The 23976-nt window shown below is 65.2% G+C and carries 22 protein-coding genes; 6 read left to right on the top strand and 16 right to left on the bottom strand.

From position 1 onward, the window contains the following. Positions 1–25: 25 nt before the first annotated feature. Positions 26–2224 (bottom strand): catalase/peroxidase HPI, encoded by a 2199-nt coding sequence (katG, locus tag P1IM2_RS13320; RefSeq protein WP_186402753.1) that lies wholly within the window; start codon positions 2222–2224, stop codon positions 26–28. 346 nt (positions 2225–2570) lie between these two features. Between katG and P1IM2_RS13315 the strand changes: the two genes are divergently transcribed. After that, the gene (locus tag P1IM2_RS13315; protein WP_186402752.1) at positions 2571–2720 is read left to right on the top strand and encodes a hypothetical protein; all 150 of its coding nucleotides are present in this window, start codon (positions 2571–2573) and stop codon (positions 2718–2720) included. Positions 2721–2791: 71 nt separating this feature from the next. Here the strand turns inward: P1IM2_RS13315 and P1IM2_RS13310 are convergent, their stop codons facing one another. Next, positions 2792–5215 (bottom strand): TonB-dependent receptor, encoded by a 2424-nt coding sequence (locus P1IM2_RS13310; protein WP_186402751.1) that lies wholly within the window; start codon positions 5213–5215, stop codon positions 2792–2794. Positions 5216–5302: 87 nt separating this feature from the next. Beyond that, positions 5303–5473 carry a YezD family protein gene (locus P1IM2_RS13305; protein WP_082813399.1) on the bottom strand — a complete coding sequence of 57 codons (171 nt, stop codon included), beginning with the start codon at positions 5471–5473 and terminating at the stop codon, positions 5303–5305. A 193-nt stretch (positions 5474–5666) separates the two neighbouring features. Between P1IM2_RS13305 and P1IM2_RS13300 the strand changes: the two genes are divergently transcribed. The 4 genes from P1IM2_RS13300 (at position 5667) to P1IM2_RS13285 (ending at position 10294) form a co-directional block, all read left to right on the top strand. Beyond that, positions 5667–6671, top strand: a complete 1005-nt coding sequence (locus P1IM2_RS13300) for an NAD(P)H-dependent flavin oxidoreductase (protein WP_062902947.1) — start codon at positions 5667–5669, stop codon at positions 6669–6671. Positions 6672–6704: 33 nt separating this feature from the next. Beyond that, a complete protein-coding gene (locus P1IM2_RS13295) occupies positions 6705–7424 on the top strand; it encodes a hypothetical protein (RefSeq protein ID WP_260834158.1) in 720 nt (239 codons plus the stop codon). A 76-nt stretch (positions 7425–7500) separates the two neighbouring features. Continuing rightward, positions 7501–9798, top strand: coding sequence for a phosphoenolpyruvate--protein phosphotransferase (ptsP, locus tag P1IM2_RS13290; RefSeq protein WP_062900471.1), 2298 nt, complete (start codon positions 7501–7503; stop codon positions 9796–9798). Positions 9799–9877: 79 nt separating this feature from the next. Further along, on the top strand, positions 9878–10294 hold the full coding sequence (locus P1IM2_RS13285) for a GFA family protein (RefSeq protein WP_186402749.1): 417 nt from the start codon (positions 9878–9880) through the stop codon (positions 10292–10294). A gap of 4 nt (positions 10295–10298) precedes the next feature. On the opposite strand, the gene P1IM2_RS13280 is transcribed toward P1IM2_RS13285, so the two are convergent. The 9 genes from P1IM2_RS13280 to P1IM2_RS13240 all read right to left on the bottom strand — a co-directional run bounded on the left by P1IM2_RS13280 (position 10299) and on the right by P1IM2_RS13240 (position 19620). Further along, positions 10299–11672, bottom strand: coding sequence for a serine hydrolase domain-containing protein (locus P1IM2_RS13280; protein WP_260834155.1), 1374 nt, complete (start codon positions 11670–11672; stop codon positions 10299–10301). Position 11673: 1 nt separating this feature from the next. Then, positions 11674–12030: an MmcQ/YjbR family DNA-binding protein gene (locus P1IM2_RS13275; RefSeq protein WP_234178590.1), complete on the bottom strand. Its 357-nt coding sequence runs from the start codon at positions 12028–12030 to the stop codon at positions 11674–11676. Further along, entirely contained in the window at positions 12027–13352 is a 1326-nt protein-coding gene (locus P1IM2_RS13270; protein WP_186402748.1) for a replication-associated recombination protein A, read from the bottom strand. The genes P1IM2_RS13275 and P1IM2_RS13270 overlap by 4 nt, the downstream gene beginning before the upstream one ends. 6 nt (positions 13353–13358) lie before the next feature. After that, entirely contained in the window at positions 13359–14516 is a 1158-nt protein-coding gene (locus P1IM2_RS13265) for a glycosyltransferase family 4 protein (RefSeq protein WP_058813370.1), read from the bottom strand. A 40-nt stretch (positions 14517–14556) separates the two neighbouring features. Then, on the bottom strand, positions 14557–15498 hold the full coding sequence (locus P1IM2_RS13260) for a hemolysin family protein (protein WP_186402747.1): 942 nt from the start codon (positions 15496–15498) through the stop codon (positions 14557–14559). Positions 15499–15515: 17 nt separating this feature from the next. Then, the gene (ybeY, locus tag P1IM2_RS13255; protein WP_186402746.1) at positions 15516–16022 is read right to left on the bottom strand and encodes an rRNA maturation RNase YbeY; all 507 of its coding nucleotides are present in this window, start codon (positions 16020–16022) and stop codon (positions 15516–15518) included. 118 nt (positions 16023–16140) lie between these two features. Continuing rightward, positions 16141–18225, bottom strand: a complete 2085-nt coding sequence (locus tag P1IM2_RS13250) for a transglycosylase domain-containing protein (RefSeq protein WP_186402745.1) — start codon at positions 18223–18225, stop codon at positions 16141–16143. 73 nt (positions 18226–18298) lie between these two features. Next, entirely contained in the window at positions 18299–19171 is an 873-nt protein-coding gene (locus P1IM2_RS13245; protein WP_186402744.1) for a sigma-70 family RNA polymerase sigma factor, read from the bottom strand. Further along, positions 19168–19620, bottom strand: a complete 453-nt coding sequence (locus tag P1IM2_RS13240; RefSeq protein WP_062900478.1) for a carboxymuconolactone decarboxylase family protein — start codon at positions 19618–19620, stop codon at positions 19168–19170. The genes P1IM2_RS13245 and P1IM2_RS13240 overlap by 4 nt, the downstream gene beginning before the upstream one ends. A 138-nt stretch (positions 19621–19758) precedes the next feature. On the opposite strand from P1IM2_RS13240, the gene P1IM2_RS13235 reads away from it, so the two are divergent. Further along, positions 19759–20142, top strand: coding sequence for a DoxX family protein (locus P1IM2_RS13235; RefSeq protein ID WP_062900479.1), 384 nt, complete (start codon positions 19759–19761; stop codon positions 20140–20142). Positions 20143–20171: 29 nt separating this feature from the next. On the opposite strand, the gene P1IM2_RS13230 is transcribed toward P1IM2_RS13235, so the two are convergent. From P1IM2_RS13230 to P1IM2_RS13215, 4 genes are all read right to left on the bottom strand, one after another. After that, positions 20172–21179, bottom strand: coding sequence for a PhoH family protein (locus P1IM2_RS13230; protein ID WP_003039878.1), 1008 nt, complete (start codon positions 21177–21179; stop codon positions 20172–20174). Positions 21180–21312: 133 nt separating this feature from the next. Beyond that, positions 21313–22665 carry a tRNA (N6-isopentenyl adenosine(37)-C2)-methylthiotransferase MiaB gene (gene miaB / locus P1IM2_RS13225; RefSeq protein WP_186402743.1) on the bottom strand — a complete coding sequence of 451 codons (1353 nt, stop codon included), beginning with the start codon at positions 22663–22665 and terminating at the stop codon, positions 21313–21315. A gap of 7 nt (positions 22666–22672) precedes the next feature. Beyond that, positions 22673–23467, bottom strand: a complete 795-nt coding sequence (locus tag P1IM2_RS13220) for a lysophospholipid acyltransferase family protein (RefSeq protein WP_186402742.1) — start codon at positions 23465–23467, stop codon at positions 22673–22675. Continuing rightward, positions 23439–23864, bottom strand: a complete 426-nt coding sequence (locus tag P1IM2_RS13215) for a Fur family transcriptional regulator (protein ID WP_003039883.1) — start codon at positions 23862–23864, stop codon at positions 23439–23441. The genes P1IM2_RS13220 and P1IM2_RS13215 overlap by 29 nt, the downstream gene beginning before the upstream one ends. Positions 23865–23976 lie beyond the last annotated feature (112 nt).

Genomic DNA, 23976 nt, shown 5'->3' with positions numbered 1-23976 from the left:
ATGTTCGGGACCGGCGCCTGCCCGGTTACGCGAGGTCGAAACGATCGGCGTTCATGATCTTCGTCCAGGCTTTGACAAAGTCCTTGACGAACTTTTCCTCGTGGCCCGTCTCGGCGTAGACTTCGGCGACAGCGCGCAGTTCCGAATTGGAACCGAAGACCAGGTCGGCGCGGGTTGCGCGCCAGGTTTCGCCCCCGCTCTTGCGATCGGTTGCCACATATTCCTGGTCATCCGATCCGTCGACGGCCTTCCACACATTGGTCATGTCGAGCAGGTTGACGAAATAGTCGTTCGTCAACTGGCCCGAACGCTTGGTGAAATGGCCATGCCCGCGATCGCCATGATTGGCACCGAGCACGCGCAGGCCGCCAATCAGCACCGTCATTTCGGGCACCGACAGGCCGAGCAGCGACGCGCGGTCGAGCATCATTTCCTCGGTCTTCACCGCCAGCTTCTTCTTGCCGAGATAGTTGCGGAATGCATCGGCTTCGGGTTCCATCACCGCGAAGCTGTCGGCATCGGTCTGTTCGGCCGTGGCGTCGCCGCGGCCGCCGGTGAAGGGCACCGCGACGTTGAAGCCCGCGTCCTTGATCGCCTTTTCAAGACCCACAACGCCGCCGAGCACGATGGCGTCGGCCATCGACATGGACCCGCGCAGCCCGTCGAGCGTATCGAGCACCTTGGCCAGCATCGCCGGTTCGTTGACTTCCCAGTCCTTTTGCGGCGCGAGGCGAACCCGCGCACCATTGGCACCCCCGCGAAAGTCCGACTTGCGGAAGGTGCTGGCGGAGGCCCACGCCGTCTTGATGAGTTGGCTGACGGTGAGGCCGCTCGCGGCGATCTTGTCCTTCACTGCCTTGACCTCGGCATCCGAAGGCATGTTCCCTGCGGGGATAGGGTCCTGCCAGATCAGGTCTTCGGCGGGCACTTCGGGGCCGAGGTAGCGGGTTTTCGGACCCATGTCGCGGTGCGTCAGCTTGAACCAAGCGCGCGCGAAGGCGTCCTTGAACGCTTCATGGTCACTGCGAAACCTCTCGCTGATCTTGCGGTATTCAGGATCGCGCTTCAGCGCCATGTCGGCGGTCGTCATCATCGTGGGCACCTTGATGTTCGGATCCCACGCCGCCGGCGCCATATCCTCTTCCTTCTGACCGATCGGCTGCCACTGGTTCGCGCCCGCGGGAGATTTCACCAGCTCGTAATCATAGTCGAACAGCAGCCGGAAATAATTTTCGGTCCATTTGTCGGGAGTGTTGGTCCAGGCGCCCTCGATGCCGCTCGTGACGGCATGTTCGCCGATGCCGCCATGCTCCTCGCCGCTGACCCAGCCGAAGCCCTGCGCAGCGAGATCGCCGCCCGCGGGTGCGGCCCCCAGCTTCGAAGCGTCGCCATTGCCATGCGCCTTGCCGAATGTATGCCCGCCCGCGGTCAGCGCGACGGTTTCCTCGTCGTTCATCGCCATGCGCGCGAAGGTCTCCTTCATGTCGCGCGCCATGCCTTCGTCATCGTGCGGATTGCCCTGCGGTCCTTCGGGGTTGACGTAGATCAGCCCCATCTGGATCGCCGCGAGAGGTCCCTCGATCACTTCGAAGCCGTGCTTGGGATCGATGCGCGTCTGCACGCCTTCGTTCACCCACTTGTCTTCGCTGCCCCAATAGATGTCGCGTTCGGGTTCATAGACATCGACGCGGCCGCCGCCGAAACCGAAGACCGGACCGCCCATGCTTTCGATCGCCACATTGCCGGTGAGGATGAACAGATCGGCCCAGCTGATCTTGTTGCCATATTTTTGCTTGATCGGCCAAAGCAGGCGCCGCGCCTTGTCGAGATTGCCGTTGTCGGGCCAGCTGTCGAGCGGCGCGAAACGCTGTTGCCCGCTATTGGCGCCGCCGCGGCCATCGGCGGTGCGGTAGGTACCCGCGGCGTGCCACGCCATGCGGATGAAGAAGGGCCCATAATGACCATAGTCGGCGGGCCACCACGGTTGGCTGTCGGTCATTAGCGCGGTCAGATCATCCTTCAGCGCCTGATAGTCGAGCGATTTGAACGCTTCGGCATAGTCGAAATCTTCGCCCATCGGATTGGAAGGCCCGTTGGGGGTGAGGATGTCGGTCGCCAGCATGTCCGGCCACCAATCCTTGTTCGTTCGGCCGAGCAGCGCGCGCATGCCGCCCTTGTGGACGGGACAGCCGCCTGCGGCGTCGATGGGGGTCTGGTCGTTCATGCAATCTCTCCTCTTTTGGATTATTGGATTGTGACGCGGCGCGGTGACGGACGCGTGACGGGCAAAGTCGGGCCGACCGGCATTGCGCCGAGTCGGTGGCGCTATCCTCTCCTTCTGACAGGCCGAGGATAGGCTGCGCGGCCCAATCGACATAACCGAATAAGCTGTATTCAGTGATCGACCCTTCCGATCATTAACACGCGAAGGACGATCGGGATCAGTCACTCGTCGCCCCGCCGCCACGACCGGACGCGGATGCGACGAACCGAGGAACATCGCGCGTTCGCCGCGGGTTTTTCATGGGTCCGGCCGCGATACTTGCAGCCGGACTGCAAGGAGAAGGAAAGTGGCTAATACCCCCAACCAGAACCAGCAGAAGCCGCAGGCGGATCGCGAAGAAGAACAGCGCCGTCAGCAGCAACAGCAGGACGGCCAGAACCGCCAGCCGGGCGAACAGCGCCGCGAAGAAGAGCGCAATCCCGGCCAGCAGCGCTAGCGCTGCCGGCCTGTGAAAGGGGCCGCCCATCGGGCGGCCCCTTTTCCGTCGGCCTTGCGCTGCCGCCCCGGTCAGAAGCCGAATTTGATCGTCCCGCCCCACGTCCGGGGATCGCCTGGAAGCCCGGTGATCAGGCCGGTATTGCCCGGACCGACAAAAAGCTGATCGATATAATCGCGATCGAACGCGTTGCGGACCCAGGCAAAGACATCGAGGCGGCGTTCTGCCCGGAAGCCGACGCGGATATTCGACAGCGAATAGCCGTCGACCCAGGTGTAGATCGACGGGCTCGCGTTCGACGAAAAGTTCGAACGATAGCTGCCGTCATAGCCCAGATAGACCTGTCCCTCCTGACCGAACAGCGATGCCGGCACATTGGCTTCGGCGCCGAAAGACAGCGCCCATTTCGACACGCCCGGCAGCCGCGCGCCCGATATGTCGCAGTTCGCGGGGCTGTTCGCACCGCCCGACGATTCGGGCGGGCATGGCGCATCGACGAAGCGCCGGTATTTGGCGTCGGTGTAGGCGCCGTTAACATAGGCATTGAAGCGTTCGCTCGGGCGGATCGCGACGTCGGCCTCAATCCCCTGTGTGCGGACCTTGTCGGCATTGGCGAGATAGCCGCGCAACACCCCGAACTGTCCGTTGTTCACATTCGCCTGATAATCACCGATGTCGGTGCGGAAGACTGCCAGGTTGACCGTCCCCTTCCCGTTCCAATATTCGGTCTTCAACCCCGCCTCGTAATGATCGACCGCTTCGGGCTTGATCGTCGCGGCGCCGAGCAGCGGGTTGCCGGCTGCATCGGTCGGCACGCCATTCTGATTGATACCGCCCGATTTGAACGTCCTGGCATAGGTTGCATAGACCAGCACACCGCGCGCCGCCTTGTAAGTCGCGGTCAGGTCGTAACTGAAGTTCCAGTCGCTGAAGCTCGGCGCATATTCCTGCGGCGCAAACACACCCAGCCGCGCGACCGACACCGGGTCGTTCAGCGCCCGCGTCACCGGTGACCCGTCGCCCGCGAACACCAGCCGCTGATAATAGCCCTCCTTCTTGTCATAGTTGATCCGCGCGCCGGGCTGGACCGTCAGCCGATCGGTGATCTTCCAGCTCAGCTGCCCGAACAGCGCGAGGCTGGTGTTCTTGAGATATTGCATGTTGCGCGCCGTCAGCCCGTCGAGCACGGTCGGATCATTGGCGAGCGCGCTCGCCGGATTGAGCGTCCAGCGGCTCGAGGCCGCGCCATGCGCCTCGGTCCCTTGCGTGTCGATGCGCTGGTGGAACGCGAAGCCGCCAAGCACGAAATCGAAGCGGTCGCCCGAAACATTGTAGCGCAATTCCTGCGTATATTGATTCTGCTGCGACGGGTTCTGCGACTTGGTGACGATCGGCAAGCCGGTGAAGTCGCGGTCGTTCTCGGGCTGCCAGTCCCAATAGCGCCACGCGGTGATCGAGGTGAGCGTGCCGGGACCGACATCCCATTTGGCGCGCAGCGCCACGCCGCCGATCTCGTTCCCGGCATTGAGATTGGCATCGAGGTCGGTCAGCCGGTCAAAGGGATTGGTGCTCGGCACCGTATAGCCCTGCGCCGCCGCGAGCCCGGCATATTGGCGGGCGAGCGGCCGCTGCGTCGCGCCGGTGCGCACGAACACCGAACCGCAGCATACAGCGTCCTGCTTGTTCCAGTCGCCGACGAGCGTGACGTTGAGCGTGTCGGTGGGTTTCCACAGCAATTGCCCGCGCAGGCCGATATTGTCCTGGCTCTGTATCCAGCGGTCGGTCGTGACATTGTAGATGGTGCCGCGGCGGCTCGTCGCCGACACCGCGATGCGCGCCGCCAGCCGGTCGGACAGCGGCCCCGAAATCGCCGCCTTCGCCTGCTTGAAATTGAGGTCGCCGATGCTGAGTTCGGCCTTGCCCTCGAAATCGAAGGTCGGCTGGTTCGTTGTGATATTGATCGCCCCGGCGGTCGTGTTCTTGCCATAGAGCGTGCCCTGGGGACCGCGCAGCACTTCGATCTGCGCGACATCGAGGAAGTCAAAGGTCGCGGAGGCGACGCGCGAATAATAGACGTCGTCGACATAGATGCCGACGCCCTGTTCGATACCGTCGTTGGTCAGGCCGAACGGCGCACCGATCCCGCGGATATTGACCGCCGAGTTGCGCGGATTGCTCGTGTAGAATTGCAGCGTCGGCGCGAGTTGCTGGAGGCGGCCGACGTTGAAACTGCCGGTGCTGTCGATCTGGTCGCCGCCGACGACCGAAATGGCGATCGGGACGTCCTGTGCGGTTTCGCTTCGGCGTCGGGCGGTGACGACGATTTCATTGCCATAGGCGGCCTGCAGGCCTTCGCCCGCGACGGTGTCTGCTGCTGCGGTTTCGTCAGCGGCATTTTCGGCTGCAAAGGCGGGACCGTCGCCAAGAAGCAGCAGAAGGGTAAGCGGGATGGCGGCCGGAGCGACCCGGCGGCGAGACGATGACTTTGGGATCATGACAATTTCCTGTTGCAAGAAATTGCCACATCCGGTGGTCCGGTCTGCGGCAGGTGGCGGGGATTATCCCCGTCGGGAGCTTGAGTATCAGTTGGGGTAGCGGTGCCGTTCGGTCACATCGACCTGCACCAGCCGCCCTTCATGGACGGTCAGTTGGATGGCGCCGAAGCGGAGCTTTTCAAGCGCATCGAGCACGGCTTGAACCGCGCGCGAGGGCGGCTCGCGCTCGCCGGGCGATGGGTCTTGGGACGACGTCATGACATTTCCTTTCCCCTTTGGTGGATTCGGCACCAAGACTATCCCAATTGTTTTAGTTGACAATGATTGTTTTGCTTTGGGCGCCGAAAGGAGAGTTTCCCGCGCCCAGCCGAACGGCGAAATCCGTGCCGCCTTCGGGGCTGTGCGCGGCAATGGATTGCGCGCGCGCGCGGCTGCTGGCAAAGGCGCAGCAATGAGCAAATTGAACGAACTCATGGCGCGCGGTACTGCTCTGCTGGGCAGCGACTACGCCATTCTCTGCGGCGCGATGAGCTGGGTCTCCGAGCGCCACCTGGTCAGCGCGATCAGCAATGCCGGCGGCTTTGGCGTGATCGCCTGCGGTGCGATGACGCCCGAGCTGCTGGATGCCGAGATCGCGGCGACAAAGGCGCTGGCGACCCGCAATTTCGGCGTCAACCTGATTACCATGCACCCGCAGCTTTTCGAGCTGATCGAGGTGTGCGCCAAACATGGCGTCGGCCATGTCGTGCTGGCGGGCGGACTGCCTCCGAAAGGCAGCCTCGAGGCGATCAAGGCGTCGGGCGCCAAGGTGATATGCTTCGCGCCGACGCTGGCGCTCGCAAAGAAGCTGGTCCGCTCGGGCGTCGATGCGCTGGTAATTGAAGGGATGGAAGCGGGAGGTCATATTGGCCCCGTGTCGACGAGCGTACTCGCGCAGGAAATCCTGCCCGCGCTCGCTTCCGAGGTGCCGATCTTCGTCGCCGGCGGCATCGGCCGCGGTGAGGCGATCGCCGGCTATCTGGAAATGGGCGCGGCGGGCGTCCAGCTCGGCACGCGCTTCGTCTGCGCCACCGAAAGCATCGCGCATCCCAATTTCAAAAAGGCGTTCATTCGCGCCTCCGCGCGCGACGCCATCGCCAGCGTCCAGATCGATCCGCGCCTGCCCGTCATCCCGGTCCGTGCGCTAAAGAATGCGGGCACCGAAGCCTTTACCGCCAAGCAGCGCGAGGTTGCCAATCTGCTCGACGGGGGCACCGTCGACATGGCGGCGGCGCAGCTCGAAATCGAACATTATTGGGCCGGCGCGCTGCGCCGCGCGGTGATCGACGGCGACGTCGAAAACGGCTCGTTAATGGCAGGGCAATCTGTCGGTATGGTAACGCAGGAAGAGAGCGTTGCCGAGATCATCGCATCTTTGGTGCAACAGGCCGAAACGGCCTTGCACGCACGGGGTTGACGCCGCATGAAGCATGCGGCTGGGGAGAAGGTCATGAATTTGTCGCGTAAAATCATCGTTGCCGGCCTGCTGGCAAGCGTCGCCGCCTGTGCGCCGAAACCCCCGCCCCCGCCGCCGCCGCCGCCGCCGCCGCCGCCGGTGGCCGTGGTCATCCCGCCGCGCCCCCTGCCCCCCGGCAACGCCTCTCTTACGCAAATCCTCCCCGCGCGCGGCCTTGACGGCCGGTTCATGACCGCGAACAGCGGCATCAGCGGCGACCGCGCCTTCTGGCAGCTCAAGATTGCGCTCAACGTCGCGGCGATCGGTTGCCGCGGCGCCGAAGAAGCGACACTGGTGTCGGCGTACAACAATATCATCAAGGCGCATGCCAAGCAGATCCGGTCTACCGAAAAGACGGTCATCGCCGATCTGGGCAAGGAAACGCGCACCAACGGCATCGCCGCGCGCGACAAGCTGTCGACGCAGCTTTTCAACTATTTCGCGCAGCCCCCGGCGCAGCGCGCCTTCTGCGCTCGCGCCAACGAGGTCGCCCAGCTCGTCTCATCGACCCCGTCGGCACAGGTCATCCCGCAGGCTCCGGCCCAGCTTGCGCAGCTCGACCAGCCCTTCGTCGATTTCTATGAAGCCTATGCCAAATATCAGGCCGATGTCGCCGCGTGGGACGCGAAATATGCCCCGCCCCCGCCGGTGATGACCGCACCCACCACGACGGCGGTTTCGGGACCGTCCGGGGCGCCCGTCGGCGGCAACTGAAACCGCCAGAATAGCGGGATAAAAGTCGCGCCGGGCAATGGCGTTGGCGCCGTGCATCTGTTAGCAGGATTGCACGATGACCAACGCCCCGCCCCCGCCGACATCCGCCGCCCAGTCGGCCCGCACGATCCTGACGCGGCTGCACGAGGTGATGGCAGCGCGCACCAACGCGCAGTCGAAGCTCAACCAGGTTGTCGGCATCATCGGCGAATGTCTCGATAGCGAGGTCTGTTCCATCTATCTGCTGCGCGAAGGCGCGCTCGAACTTTATGCCACGCGCGGGTTGAAGCAGGAGGCGGTGCACGTCACGCGGCTGGGCCTCGGCGAAGGCCTGGTCGGCACGATTGCCGAGCAGATCGAAACGCTGAACCTCGACGAAGCGGCGGCGCATCCCGACTTTTCCTACCGTCCTGAAACGGGCGAGGAGCTGTTCCACAGCTTTGCCGGCGTGCCGATCATCCGGCGCGAGCGCGCGGTCGGCGTCCTGTGCGTCCAGCATGCCGAACCGCGCCGATATGAAGAGATCGAGATCGAAACGCTGCAGACGGTCGCGATGGTGCTGTCCGAACTGATCGCCAACGCCGACCTGGTCGATACCGCAGCGCGGATCGATGCGGGCGAAACCGACCAGTCGATGCAGCGCCTGTCGGGTCAGAAACTGGTCGACGGCATGGGCGCCGGGATCGCGGTTTTCCATCAGCCGCGCGTGCATATCGAACATACGGTCGCCGACGATATCGAGGCCGAACGCCACCGCGTCTACGCCGCGTTCGACAAGATGCGCGAACAGATCGACCGCATGGCGAGCCAGGCCGAATTCGGCGTCGGCGGCGAGCATGAGGAGGTGCTCGAAACCTACAAGATGTTCGCCTATGACGAGGGCTGGTCGCGGCGGATCAACGAAGCGATCGACAGCGGGCTGACCGCCGAAGCGGCCATCGAACGCGTCCAGCAACGCACCCGGATGCGGATGCGCCAGATCGACGACGCGCTGCTGCGCGACCGCATGCACGACCTGGAAGACCTGTCGAACCGGCTGATCCGGATCGTGTCGGGGCAGATGGGGACGGCGGCGCAAGTCGGGCTGCGGCAGGATTCGATCCTCGTCGCCCGCAACCTCGGCCCCGCCGAGCTGCTCGAATATGATCGCCGCCGTCTCAAGGGCGTGATCCTGGAAGAAGGGTCGCTGACCGCGCACGTCATCATCGTCGCGCGTGCGATGGGCGTCCCCGTGCTGGGCCGGGTCCGCGACGTCCGGACCTCGATCCGCGAGGGCGACATGCTGCTCCTCGATGCCGCCGCCGGAACGCTGCACGTGCGCCCGACGCAGGCGGTGCAGGACGCCTTCGATGCCAAGCTCGTTATCTCGCAAAAGCGCCGCGCGAGCCTCGCGTCGCTGCGCGATCTGCCCGCCATTACCAAGGATGGGGTCCCGATCGAGCTGATGATCAACGCCGGGCTGCGCGAGGATGTTGCGGCGCTCGACCTCACCGGCGCACGCGGCATCGGTCTCTTCCGGACCGAATTCCAGTTTCTCGTGTCGGCGACGCTGCCGCAGCGCGAGCGGCAGCAGCGGCTCTACCGCGACGTGCTCGACGCAGCGGGCGACCGTCCTGTCATCTTCCGCACCGTCGACATCGGGGGCGACAAGGCGCTGCCCTATATGAATGTCGACGAAAATGCGCTGGAGGAAAATCCGGCGATGGGGTGGCGCGCGCTGCGCCTCGCGCTCGAACGCGAAGGCCTATTGAAAGTCCAGGCGCGGGCGCTGATGGAAGCGGCCGCGGGACGCACGCTGAACGTGATGTTTCCGATGGTGTCCGAACCCTGGGAATATGAGGCGGCGCGCCAGTTGTTCATCAACCAGCGCGCCTGGCTGAAACAGCACAACAAGAAGCTGCCCTCGGCGATCCGCTATGGCGCGATGCTCGAGGTGCCGGGTCTGATCGAGACGCTCGATCTGATGCTGCCGCACCTCGACTTCCTGTCGATCGGCACCAATGACCTTACCCAGTTCCTCTTCGCCGCCGACCGCGCGCACCCGCGGCTCGCCGAGCGCTATGACTGGCTATCGCCGACGGTGATGCGCTATCTGGCGCGGGTCGTGAAAATGGTGTCGGGATCGAAGGTCACGCTTGGCGTCTGCGGCGAAATGGGCGGCCGCCCGCTCGAAGCGATGGCGCTGCTCGGCATCGGGATCGAACGCTTGTCGATTACGCCGGCCGGGGTCGGTCCGGTAAAGGCGATGATCCGCTCGCTCGACCTTGGCGCGCTGCGCCGCGACGTTCCGGCGATCCTCGCCCACCCGGCCGCCAACCCGCGCGGGCAATATCTCGACTGGGCCCAGAAGCACCACGTCGATCTGGGCGAGTAACCGCGCGGCTTGACCGCCGACGTAATTGCCTTGGAGAAAATGTTTATGGTATGTTCTCTTCCCAGCCAAGGAGAGAGACATGACCGATTCCCCTGCCCGCGCTTCCGGCCAGTGCCATTGCGGTGCGATCCGATATTCGATGCCGACAGCGGTAGAACATCACGCCCTGTGTCATTGCAGCGATTGCCGCCGCCACGCCGGCGCGCCGATGGTCGGCTGGGCGCTGGTCGCACAGGCCGATCTGGAGCTCAGCGGCACGCCGCAGGTCTACGCCTCCTCGGAGCATGGGCGGCGCCATTTCTGCGGCGATTGCGGTACCGGCCTCTTCTATACCAACGACCATATTTTCCCCGGCAAGATCGACGTGCAGTCGGGGACGCTCGACGATCCCGACCTGATCCCCGCAGGCGCGCAGATCCAGGTCGCCGAACGGATCGGCTGGATGGAAAAGCTCGACGAGATGCCCAGCTTCGTGCGCTATCCCGGCCAGGAGTGAGGCCTTATTTCCGGGCGTCGGCCTTGTCGTCGCCGGCGACGACGGCGGCGGTGAGTTTGGCAATATCGAGCCGCTGCGCCGCGTCGTCATAGCCCTGCCGGACGATGACCAGCCGCCGCGACGGAATGACGATCACATATTGGCCGCGATTGCCGAAAGCGCCGAAGGCATCGGATGGCACGCCCGCCGATTTGTCGAGCAGCCAGAAACCGGCACCATAGCCGAATGGCCCGTCCGGCTGCGGGCCGCTCGGCGTCGAAACGAAGCGCCGCCAGTCGGCGGGCAGAATGCGCTCACCGTCCGCCATGCCATCGTTGAGATAGAGGAGGCCGAGCCGGGCAAGATCGCGCGCGGTCGTCCACACCTGGCTCGACAGGATGAAATCGCCGTCCTTGTCATGTTCGACGAAGGTGCGCGTCATGCCCAGCCGGTCGAAAAAGGCCGCAGGATCGAGCGCCTCGCCCTCCTTCGTCAGCGCGGCCTTCAGCGACAGCGTCGCGAGCAGCGTGTCGTTGTTGGCGTAGCGATAGCGGCTGCCCGGCGGGTTGAGCAGCGGCCACTGCGTCGTCCACGCGCGCACCGATGCGCCGCCCATATAGATGGCATCGGTGCGATTGCCGGCGCTGTCGCTCGTCAGACCGCTTGCCATGCGCATGAGCTGTTCGGTGGTGATGAGCGCGCGCGGATCGCCAGCCGATTGCCATTCGGCGATCGCCGCGGGCGCGGCCACGTCGAGCTTGCCGCGCAGCACCGCGTTTCCGATCAGCGTCGCCGCCAGCGACTTTGCGACCGAAAAGGTGCGCTGCGCGGTATGGACGTCGTGCCCGGCTTGATAGTGCTCGACGACGATCCGGCCGTCCTTGACGATCAGCAGCGCGCTGGTCCGCCCGCCGAAACCGGCAATGTTCATCACTGCCGCTTCATAGCGCGTCAGACCGCGCGGGATCGGCGCGCGCGCACCCTGATCGCCGAGCGGCCATGGCCGTGCGTCGAAGTCGGCGCGCTTCTGCGGCGAAACTCCGGGCCCCGACGCGGGATCGGCGCCAATCGGCAGCGTCACGCAGCCGTCCCGCCCGGTCCACTGCGCGACGCGCGGCGGCATGTCGCCGCGATAGCGGACAAGAACGCGGCGTGCCGTCTGGTCGACATCGGCCGTCAACGCGCGGACGTCGGCCTCGATTTCGGGATAGATGCCCGTCAGCTCGTCGCGTTCGATATCGGCCATCGCCTTGCCCGCGCCGTCCCAAAGCGCCGAGCAGGTGAAGGCGGCGCGATAGCCCGCCGCCCAGGCGCGATTGAGATCGGCCCCCGCGTCCGCAGCCTGCGCCGGCATCGCCGTGAGCGCCATGGCGGCGACGAGAAACGCGCGCCCGCGCACGTCAGGGCCGCGGGCCGAACGCCGCGCGCTGGGCCTTTTTGGCGCGATCCCACCAGGCGCGGCGGATGACGTCGGCGACCCGGCCGGGATCGGCGGGAGCGAAGCGAACGAGCAGGCCGGGCCAGCCTTCATAATGCGGGGATTGCCAGAAGATACCGGGGTCGGTTTCAAGCAACAGCTCCTTTTCCTCGATCGGGCACATGACGTGAAAACTGCCGGCCTCGCGGCCCGGCGAAACGAAGGCCTTGCCGTTCACTTTCGGGCAAGGAGTGCCATAGAAGAGCGCCATTTCGACATCGGGCAGTGCGCAGGCAAAGGCGACAACATCGTCCCAGTCATCGAAACGGAAGGCGCTCACTGCTCCTCCCGCGCGGCGCGGCGGCGCTCGTCCCACCAGGCGATGCGCTCGGCGACGCGCTTCTCGAAACCACGATCGACGGGCCGATAGAAGGTCGCGGGCGCCATGGTATCGGGCCAGTAATTGTCGCCCGAAAAGCCGTCGGGGGCATCATGGTCATAGGCATAGCCTGCGCCATAGCCTAGATCCTTCATCAGCTTGGTCGGCGCATTGAGAATGTTCGCGGGGGGCGCAAGCGAGCCGGTTTCGCGCGCCACGGCCCACGCCGCCTTTTGCGCAGCATAGGCGGCGTTCGATTTGGGCGCGGTCGCGAGATAGAGACACGCCTGCACGATCGCGAGCTCGCCCTCGGGCGAGCCGAGAAACTGATAGGCGTCCTTGGCGGCAAGGCATTGGGTCAGCGCCTGCGGATCGGCGAGCCCGATATCCTCGCTCGCAAAGCGGACGAGGCGGCGCAGGACATAAAGTGGTTCCTCCCCCGCGACGAGCATGCGCGCAAGCCAATAGAGCGCCGCTTGCGGGTCCGATCCGCGCAGCGATTTGTGCAGCGCCGAGATCAGATTGTAATGACCGTCACGGTCCTTGTCGTAGACCGGCATGCGGCGGTGCAGGAATTGCGCAAGCTGGGCCGCGTCGAGCGGATCGGCGATCGCGGCCGCGAACAGTGTTTCGACCTGGTTGAGCAGGAAGCGCCCGTCACCGTCCGCGCTGGCGATCAGCGCCGCCCGCGCGTCCGCGGTCACCGGCAGGCTCCGCCCGACATCCGCTTCTGCGCGTTCGACAAGCAGCGCGAGCGCCGCTTCATCGAGCCGATGCAGCACCAGCACCTGCGCACGGCTGAGCAATGCGGCGTTCAGCGCAAAACTTGGGTTCTCGGTTGTCGCGCCGACGAGCACGACCGTCCCGCGCTCGACAAAAGGCAGGAAGCCGTCCTGCTGCGCGCGGTTGAAGCGGTGAATCTCGTCGACGAAAAGCAGCGTGCGCTTGCCCGCAGCCGCCATCTTCTCGGCATCGGCGAACGCCTTTTTAAGGTCGGCGACGCCCGAAAACACCGCCGACAGCGGCGCGAAGCGCATCCCCACAGCTTCGGCCAGCAGCCGCGCGATCGTCGTCTTGCCCGTGCCCGGCGGCCCCCACAGGATGATCGACGACAATTGCCCCGCCGCAACCATGCGCCCGATCGCGCCCTCGGCGCCGGTCAGATGCTCCTGTCCGACGACATCGGCGAGGCTGCGCGGGCGCAACCGTTCGGCGAGCGGAACCGGCCCGGTGGCATCGGCTGCCCCGACCGGCGCATCGTCGCCGAACAGATCCCCGGCCATGCCGCGCTACCTCCGCTGCCGCTGCTTCTGGCGGATCAGCCGCAAATAGGTGTCGGCGACCGACTGATTGATCGCGTCCCATTCATAGGCCATGCTTTCGGCCAGCGCCGCCGCACCATGCGCCGCGCGCAACCCGGCATCGGTGCAATAGCGCTCAAGGTCGTCGGCAAAGCCGGTGATCGACCCCGGATCGACGAGATAGCCCGTCTGGCCATGCTTGACGATGCTGGCGCTGCCCGTCGCGCGCGCTGCGACCACCGGCAGGCCGCACGCCATCGCTTCCAGCGTCACATTGCCGAAGGTTTCGGTGACGGACGGGTTGAACAGCATATCGCACGACGCGATTGCCCGGGCGAGATTGGGACCGCCCTGAAAGCCGACGAATTTCGCCTGCGGGAGCCGCGATTCGAACCAGTCGCCCGCGGGGCCTTCGCCGATCACGACGACCTGATGGCGGACCTTGCGGCGTTCGAGCACGTCGATCGTGTCGGCGAAAACGTCGAGCCCCTTTTCCATGACCAGCCGTCCGAGGAAAGCGATGACGGGCATGTCGTCGGCGATGCCCCATGACTGGCGCCAGCTCGCCTCGCGCCTGTCGGGCCGGAAAATGTCGCGCTCGACGCCGCGCGTCCAGATGCCGATGTCATAGTTCATCCGCTGTTCGCGCAGCACCTGCGCAAAGCTTTCCGACGGCGCGATCAGCGCGTCGCAGCGCCGGTAGAGCCGGCGCAGCCACGCGACCATAATCGGTTCGAGGAAGGACAGGTTGTAATAGCGGAAATAGGTTTCGAAGCGTGTGTGCACCGAGCAGGCGACCGGGATATTGCGCCGCCGAGCCCACGCCGCCACTTGCCGCGAAACGCGGTCGGGGCTGGAGATATGCAGGATATTGGGCGCGAATTTCGCGATATCCTCGCGCACGCGGGCCGAGAAATGAAGCGGAATGCGATATTCGGGGCGGTTCGGGATCGCCATCGACGGCACGCTGACAAGATCGCCGGTCGGCTCGAAATCGGGTTCGGCAACCGTCGGCGAATAGACGCGCACCGATGCGCCCTGGCGTAGCAGATAGCCTACAAGGCGGTTGAGCGCCTTGTTCGCGCCATCGACCGTCATATTGTAATTTCCGCTGAACAGCGCGATGCGAAGGTCCGAAACGTCCATCCGGTTTGCGCTAGTCCTTTGCCCCGTCAAAGGCAATTCGTCAGAAGTCGGCGCCGCGGTCGGCCGAGGCTTCCAGGTCGACAACCACCGGCGGATGCAGGCGCAGACGATGGACGCGCTTTTCATCGGCCTCAGTGATTTCGATGCGCCACCCGCTCGAGTGGTGCAGCACCTCGCCGACCGCCGGGACATGCCCCGCGAGCACCGCAGCGAGGCCGCCGAGCGTGTCGACATCTTCGTCGACTTCGGCAAGGCGCGGGTCGATTACTTCGCCAATATCGTCGAGTTCGGCGCGCGCATCGGCGTCCCAGCAGCCGTCGGCGCCGGGCACGAACAGCGCGGTCGGCTCGTCGTCATGCTCATCCTCGATCTCACCGACGATTTCCTCGACCAGATCTTCGATCGTGACGAGGCCGTCGGTGCCCGAATATTCGTCGATGACGATCGCAAGGTGCGTGCGCTTCGCGCGCATTTCAGCGAGCAGGTCGAGCACGCCCATCGATTGCGGCACATAGAGCGGCTGACGCAACAGGTCGAGCAGCGGCGGCGGCGTGCGCCCTTCGGCCAGTACCGCAAACACGTCCTTGACGTGGATCATCCCGATGACCTCGTCGAGCGTTTCGCGATAGACCGGCAGGCGGCTGTGCCCCGCATCGGCAAAGATCGCGACGATTTCCTCGAAGCTGGCGCTTTCCGAAATCGCGATGATCTCGCCGCGCGGCACCGCCACATCGTCGACCGTCTGTTCGCCGAAATGCAGCAGGTTGCGCAGCATCTTGCGTTCGATGGGCGACAGATCGCCGACGATGCTGCTGCCGCGGCGCTCGGCGCCCTCTTCCTCGGCCTCGTCGATGACCTCTTCGATCTGCTCGCGCAGCGACGGTTCGCTGTTACCGCCGAACAGCAACGTCCGTATTCCGGCCCACAGGCCGGACCTACTGTCCTCTTCCGATCGGGTCGAAGACCCCTGCTCGTCGGGCATGTCTCTCGCTTTTGCCGTTAATCCTGCACCGCATATGGATTGGCGATGCCCAGCGATGCAAGGGCTTTCACTTCCAAAGCCTCCATCGCCTCGGCGCCATGATCGTCGACATGGTCATAACCGACCAGATGCAGCATCCCGTGCACGATCAGATGGGTCGCATGATCGGCGACCGAAACCCCCTTCTCCGCGGCCTCCCGCACGCAGGTTTCGCGCGCCAGCACGATGTCGCCGAGCAATATCTCGCCATCGTCGCTGTTGCTCATCGTTTCGAGAAGATCGGGCTGGACCTGCGGAAAGGACAGGACGTTGGTCGGCTTGTCCTTCCCGCGGAAATCGCGGTTGAGCGCGTGAACTTCATCATCGTTGGTCAGGCGGATCGCCACCTCGACAAGCGGCGCGGCATCGGCCAGCGCGGCGTAAGGCGTCAGCGCGAGCCCGGCCGCGGCCGCCTCACCGGCGCGCACCTGCCAATCGAGATCGTCGGGCCAGGGGCTGGCCTCGTGCGTTTCGACGCTCAGCATGGCCGGATCGCGGCCGCGGGCCGGCTGCGCTTGTCAACGGAGAGAATCGGCGTGATCATTGCCCCTCGCTACTGCCGCACCGCGCCATGCGCCATGCGAAACTGCTTGCCCACCCCTGTTACGGCGGCGGGGCCGGTGCCGGCTGGGGCTGCGCCGACGGGGTTGCCGGTGTCGGGGGCGGCCCTTGCCCCGAGGGTGGCTGACGGTCACCGATCGGGAGGCGCAGATCGACGCGTGTGCCGCCGATTTCGGTGCTGATGACCGCATTGCCGTCCTCGACCCCGATGCTCGTCTTGTCCCCGACCGGGATCGTCCCGACGTCGGGCACGTCAAGCGGCTGGACCGGTCCCGCAGGATCGGCAGCCCGCGGCGGCTTCTTCGGTTCGGCGCCGCGGCCGCTGGCCTGCACCATGAAATCGCGCCAGATTCGCGCCGGCACGCCGCCGCCGGTCACACCTTGCAGCGGCGAATTATCGTCGTTGCCGACCCACACGCCCACAACCAGCCCATCGGTATAGCCGATGAAATAGGCGTCGCGATTGTCCTGGCTCGTCCCCGTCTTGCCAAAGCCGGCGATCGGCAGCCGCGCCGCGCGCCCGGTACCGCGATTGACCACGGCGCCCAGCATATCCTCTATCCCGTCATGCTCGCGCGCCGAAAAATGGCTGGGCCCCCAGACCATATTTTCGAACCAGCCCTTGTCCTCGCTCTTGAAGGCGCGCGGCACGACCGGATAGGCGTTCGCCGCCACCGCAGCATAGGCGGCGGTCAGTTCCATCAACGTCATCGTCGAGGTACCGAGCGCCAGGCTCGGGTCACCCTTGGCCAGCGGTGCGGTGACGCCCAGATCGCGCGCCATCGCAATGACGCGGTCATCGCCCACTTCCTGCAGCAGCCGCACTGCCGCGACATTGCTCGAGGTCGCGAAGGCGTCTTCCAGCGTGATGCTTGGCGAATAGGTGCCGCTGGCGTTTTTCGGCCGATAGGTACCGGTTTCGATCGGCCCGTTGGCGATGCTGTCGTCGGGGCGCCAGCCTTTGCGCAGCGCCGCGAGATAGACGAACAGCTTGAAGGTCGATCCGGGCTGGCGCCGTGCCTGGGTGGCGCGGTTGAACGGCGATGCGGCATAGTCGCGCCCGCCGATCATCGCGACGACCTCGCCATCGGGGCGCATCGCGACCAGCGCCACCTGCGATTTGCCGAGCGCGGCGCGATTGACCGCACGCCGCGCCGCCGCCTGCAAACGGGCGTCGAGCGTCGTCGTGATCGTCTGGCGCGCATAGCCGATGTCGCTGAGCTTGCGGGCCTGCGGCAGCGCCCAGTCGGCGAAATAGGTGCCGGTGGGTAGGTCATCGCGCTCGCGCACGTCGATACGCGGCGGCCGCATCGCTTTCGCCTCGGCTGCGGTCAGATAACCCTCGCGCGCCATCGCCTGCACGACCAGCCGCATCCGCTTTTCAGCCAGATCGGGGTTCTTGGTCGGGGCCAGCCGCGACGGCGCCTGCACCAGCCCTGCCAGCATCGCCGCCTGCGCCGGGGTCAGCTTTTCGGGCTGGCGATAGAAATAATGGAGCGACGCGGCGCGCAAACCATAGGTGTTATCGCCGAAATAGGCGTTCGACAGATAGCGCTCGAGGATCTCGTCCTTGGTCAGCCATGCTTCGAGCCAGAAGGCGATCAGCGCCTCGCGCGCCTTGCGGCCCAGCGTGCGCTTGGGCGTCAGGAAGGTGAATTTGGCGAGCTGCTGCGTGATCGTGCTGCCGCCCTGGGTGCGGCCGCCGGTAACATTGCTCCACACCGCCCGCGCGACGCTGCGCGGATCGACGCCCCAATGATTATAGAAACGGCGGTCCTCGATCGCGATGAAGGCCTGCGTGACATGATCGGGCAGGTCGGCGACCTTCACCGGCTTGTCGACGACCGCGCCGATGCGCGCGATCGGGGTGCCGTTCGATGCGAGCAGGGTAATCTGCGGCGGCGCAATCGGTTCGAGCGATTTCGACAGCGGCGCCGTAATCGCCAGCCAGCCGACGAGCAGGATGAAGAGAATCGCAAAAGCCGCAAAACCGCGCGACAGCCAGCGCAGCCATCGTGGCCGCGGCTTCTTCGCGCCCGCCGGCGTCGCAGGCGTTTCGGCAGGCGGAAACAGCGGTTCTTCAATCGCCGGAGGCGGAGGATCATCGGAAAAAGGGAAAGCGGTCATTCTTCGCGCCGTATTACACGCCCAATACAGAGCGCGCAATCGCTCCTGCGGCGAAGCGCAATCGGGCGGCGCTTCAGTGCATGTGGCGCAGCTTGTCGGGGTTACGCACGACATAGATGCCGACGACCAGCCCGTCCTCGATTTCCAGCGCGGTCGTCTGATATTCGCCGTCGGCCTCGCGCGTCACGAAGCCGGGTAGCCCGTTGATCGTCCCGACCTCGACCAGCATTGAGGCATGTTTTCCGAACAGGACCGCCAGGCTGCGATGCACCCGCATGACGAGGTTGAAGCCGAGTACCGGCTGCATCGCCGCGGGCCGCTTGCCGCCGCCATCGGACCACATGCCGACATCGGCCGCGAGCAGGCTGCCGAGCGCGCTCATGTCACCGCTCCGCGACGCCGCGAAGAAGGCGCTCGCGATTTCGAGTCCGCGCTCGCGCTCGAGCCGATAGCGCGGGCGCGCGTCGCGGACGTGGGCGCGGGCACGGGTCGCGAGCTGGCGCGTCGCCGCCGCATCGCGGCCAATCGTCGCCGCGACCTCGTCGAACCCGACGCCGAAGACGTCATGGAGCAGAAAGGCTGCACGTTCGAGCGGCGACAGCCGTTCGAGCGCAAGCATCAGCGGCAGCGTAACATCGTCGTCGGGTTCCTCGCCGACGATCGGGTCGGGGAGCCACGGCCCGACATAGGTTTCGCGCCGCGCCCGCGCCGATTTGAGCTGGTCGAGGCAGAGCCGCGTCACGGTACGCCGCAGAAAGGCAGCAGGCTCATGCACCACCGCACGATCGGCGCCGAGCCAGCGGATGAAGGCGTCCTGCACCACATCCTCGGCATCGGCGACCGAACCGAGCATGCGATAGGCGACGCGCGTCAGCAGCGGACGCAGCGGGTCGAAACTCGCCGCCGCATCCGCCGCTTCCGCATGCGAAGGTGCCGTCCCCGTCACGCGGCGCGGGCCGGCTGTTCGTACCAAAGGTCGAAACCGACCGCGATACGGTTCCATCCGTTGATGATGTTGATCATCAGCGTCAGCTTCACCTGTTCCTCCGGCGTGAATTCGGCCTCGAGCGCCGCCTTGGCTTCGCCCTGTGTGTGCCCCTGCGACAGGCGCGTCAAGGCGTCGGTCCAGGCGAGCGCCGCGCGTTCGCGAGGCGTATAGCAGGGCGCCTCGCGCCATGCCGCCAGCAGATAGATGCGCTGCTCGCTCTCGCCGCCAGCGCGCGCTTCGGCGGTGTGCATGTTGATGCAATTGGCGCAGCCGTTGACGATCGAGGCGCGGATCTTGACGAGTTCGATCAGGCTTTTCTCGAGGCTGTCCTGCACAGCGAGCGAAACCGCCATCCACTGCTTCATCAACTGCGGCGCTGCGGCGAAGGGGTCGGTTACCTTGGTCATGTCATCACTCCTTTGTTCGGGTTGTGCCGACATGACGAGGCAGCGCCGGTCGATTGTGACATGGCGCGCGAATAAATTTCGCGGCGACGGCTTTTTGCGATAGCTTCGCCCATCGACAACGACCGAAGGGGGCGTGTGATGAAGTTTCTCGATGGCTATCGTGAACAGGCCTATGCGCTGCTGCGCATTGTCGCCGGCTTGCTGTTCCTCGCGCACGGAGTGCAGAAATTCTTCAATTTCCCGACCGATTTTCCGATGCCGCTCAACCCGATGCTCTATGCCGCCGGAACGATCGAACTCGTCGCGGGCGCGCTGATCATCATCGGCCTGTTCACGCGGCCCGCGGCCTTCATCGCCAGTGGAATGTCGGCGGTCGGTTATTGGGTCGCCCACGCGCCGAACGGGCTCTATCCGATCGTCAACGGCGGTGAGACGATCATCCTCTACACCTTCATCTTCCTGTTCATCGCGACGCGCGGCGCCGGGATATGGAGCATCGACGCCAGCCGCTCCAAAGGCTGAACGGCATTGGCGTCAGGGCGCCGTAGCTCTCAGCTTCCCGGCCCCTCATAGGCTTCGACGATCCGCCCGACGATGGGGTGGCGCACGACGTCGGCGCTCGTGAAGCGGCTGACGTTGATGCCTTCGAGACCTTCGAGCCGCGCGACCGCATCGGCGAGGCCCGATGTCGCGGGCAGCGGCAGGTCGACCTGCTTCGGATCGCCGCAGATCACCATGCGGCTGTTCATGCCGAAGCGGGTGAGGAACATCTTCATCTGCGGGATCGTCGTATTCTGCGCTTCGTCGAGGATGATGAAGGCATCGGCGAGCGTGCGCCCACGCATGAAGGCAAGCGGGGCAATCTCGATCTCGCCGCTCGCGATGCGGCGTTCGACCTGCTCGGCGGGCAGGCAATCGTGCAGCGCGTCGTAGAGCGGGCGCAGATAGGGATCGACCTTTTCCTTCATGTCGCCAGGCAGGAAGCCGAGCTTCTCGCCCGCCTCGACCGCCGGGCGCGACAGGATCAGGCGCTGGACGCTGCCGGTGATGAGCTGGGCTACGGCCTGCGCGACCGCAAGATAGGTCTTGCCCGTGCCCGCGGGACCGAGCGCGAATATCACGTCGTCGCGCGCCAGCGCCTGCATATAGGGGATTTGCGACGGCGCGCGCGGGACGATCGTCTTTTTGCGCGTGCGGATCATCACCGGCGGCGCGTCGCTGGTTTCGTGGCGGATGATGCCGTCGAGCGTCGGCTGCGCCGTCATCGCGATCACCGCATCGACCAGCCCGCTGTCAATCTCTTCCCCGCGTTCGATCCGCGTATAAATTTCGGTCAGCACATCGCGCGCGCGCGCTGCGGCTTCGGCCTCCCCTTCGATCTGCACGCGATTGCCGCGCGCCGAAATATAGACGCCGAGCCTGTTCTCGATCGCCACCAGATTACGGTCGAACTCGCCGAATAATATGCCCAGAAGCTGGGTTCGCTCGAACTCCACCGACAATCGGACGCGGTCGCCGGGTTCGGCGGGCGATGCGGCGGTCAGCGGGCGTTTCGACACGTGGGCAGGGCTCCTTCTTTCAGTAACAACCTGTGTACTCCCGCGAAGGCGGGAGTCCATCCCGTGGCACCGGAATGCGGCGAAAGGAGATGGGTCCCCGCCTTCGCGGGGAAACCCAAACTCAAAGCCGGCACTAGGCAACCGCTTCCATCAACGGCTCGGCCCCCAGGCTGTTGGGCCCGGCCGATGTAATGCGCACATCGACCATGTCGCCGATCGCCAGCCCCGGCGCCGTCACATGCACCGATTGCAGCCAGGGCGATTTGCCGATCAACTGGCCGTCAAACTTGCCCTTGCGTTCGAGCAGCAGGCGCGTCGCGCGCCCGACCGTCGCTTCGTTGAATGCCTGCTGCTGCTGATTGAGCAGCGCCTGCAGCCGCTGGAGGCGGTCGTTCATCACCGCTTCGTCGATCTGCTCGTCCATCGTCGCCGCGGGCGTGCCGGGGCGGCGCGAATATTTGAAGCTGTACGCCATCGCATAATTGGTCGCGCGCACGATATCGAGCGTCGCCTCGAAATCGGCCTCGCTCTCACCGGGAAAGCCGACGATGAAGTCCCCCGAAATCGCAATGTCGGGGCGCGCCGCGCGAACGCGTTCGATGACGCGCAAATAGCTGTCGACGCTATGGCTGCGGTTCATCGCCGCGAGGATGCGATCGCTGCCCGCTTGCACCGGCAGGTGAAGGAATGGCATCAGCTTGTCGACCTCGCCATGCGCCGCGATCAGCCCGTCGGTCATGTCGTTCGGGTGGCTTGTGGTATAGCGGATGCGCTCCAGCCCGCCCTCCCGCGCAAGCTCGCGGATCAGGCCGTCAAGGCCGATCGCCCGGCCCTTGTCATCCTCGCCGTCCCACGCGTTCACATTCTGCCCGAGCAGGGTGATTTCGCGCACCCCGCCCGCGATGAGCGCGCGCGCCTCGGTGATCAGGTCGGCGAAGGGCCGACTGATCTCGGCGCCGCGCGTATAAGGCACGACGCAGTAGGTACAGAATTTGTCGCAGCCTTCCTGCACGGTCAAAAAGGCCGTCGGGCGCTGACCGCCCGCGCGCTTTGGCAGCGCGCCGAACTTGCTTTCGAGCGGCATGTCGAGGTCGATCGCCTTTTCGCCGCGTTCGGCGCGCGCGATCAGGTCGGGCAACCGGTGATAGGCCTGCGGGCCGACGACGACATCGACGCTCGGCGCGCGGCGCGCGATTTCGGCGCCCTCGGCCTGCGCCACGCAGCCGGCGACCGCGATCGTCGGCGTACTGCCGTCCTCGCGCTTCAGCCGGCCGATGTCCGAATAGACCTTCTCGGCCGCCTTTTCGCGGATGTGGCAGGTGTTGAGCACGACCAGATCGGCATCGGCGCCGTCCGCGGCGGGAACATAACCCTGCGCGCCCAGCATCTCCGACATGCGTTCGCCGTCATAGACGTTCATCTGGCAGCCGAAGGATTTGACGTGGAAGGTCTTGGCGGGATTTTTGGCGGGGGAGTCGGATGTCATCGGCGCCCTATAGGCGATGGCGGCTGATCGCGGAAGGGTTTGGCGTCTGCGCCATCGCGCCGGCGATCGCGGCGCGCGCGGCCTCGGCCAATAGCTTGCGGTCCGCCTCGGCATCGTTGGGCAGCGGATCGAGATAATGGATGGTCAATGTGATCGGCCGCTTGCGCGCGAGCAGACGCTTGAAATTGTCGAGGCCCGATTCGGGATCGAGCCACGCAATATCGGGAGCCTCGACCCCATAGTCGAGAAACACCGGCTGCACCTGGAGCCGTGGCGGCGTCGGAATCACCGCCTGCAACAGCGACGGCCGGAATGGCAGCAAGCCGTCGCCGGGCCCCGTCGTCCCTTCGGGAAACAGCGTCACCGGGCGCCCGCGCGCAAGCGCATTGCGCAGATCGTTCGTCTGATTGTGAATCTCGCGCTTCGCCTCACGCTGGACATAGATGGTGTGATTCTGGTCGGCGAGCCAGCCGACGAGCGGCGTCGTGCCGACCTCGGCCTTGGACACGAAGGCCGATCGCGCCGCACCGCCGAGCGCCAAAATGTCGAGCCAGCTGACATGGTTCGACACGAACAGGACATCGCGGCGCAGCCGCGTCCCGGTCGTCGTGACCCGCAAACCCGCGATCCAGCCGACCGCGTTCAGAAAGGCCATGACCATCGGCGATGGCCGCCCGATGGCGCGGTAGAAAAGGTGCGGGACGATCAGGAAAAGGAGCGTCAGCACCATCAGCGCAAGGCGGAAGACCGAGCGCCAGGTGATCCGGGCGCGATCAGTCGCGCTTGCGATCGATGGCGACACCGTAAAGCTCCATGCGGTGATCGACGAGGCGGAAGCCCAGCCGTTCGGCGATCACCTTCTGCAACGCTTCGAGTTCGGGATCGACGAATTCGATCACCTTTCCCGTTTCGACGTCGATCAGATGATCGTGATGCGCCTCTGGCGCGGCTTCGTAGCGCGAACGGCCATCGCCGAAATCATGGCGGTCGAGGATGCCCGCTTCTTCGAACAGGCGCACGGTCCGATAAACGGTGGCGATCGAAATGCCGCTGTCGATCTTCGACGCGCGCTCATAAAGCGTTTCGACGTCGGGATGATCTTCGGAATCCGAAATCACGCGCGCGATGATGCGACGCTGTTCGGTAATCCGCAGGCCCTTTTCATGGCAAAGGGCTTCAAGATCGATGGAACCGGGCATGATGGCCTTTCGTGCAAAGCGCGCAGGTCGCGTCCTGTTTCTTCAATCTGTATAGGGTCGCCCCGCGCATAGAACAAGGGCGGCGCCCCCCGGCACCGCCCCTGCATTCTGC

Origin of the sequence: Sphingopyxis sp. P1IMeth2, from assembly GCF_900185685.1 — a bacterium.
Classification (GTDB): domain Bacteria; phylum Pseudomonadota; class Alphaproteobacteria; order Sphingomonadales; family Sphingomonadaceae; genus Sphingopyxis; species Sphingopyxis terrae_A.
The sequence above is the reverse complement of the archived record's forward strand: the minus strand, read 5'-3'. Positions and strand labels throughout refer to the sequence as shown.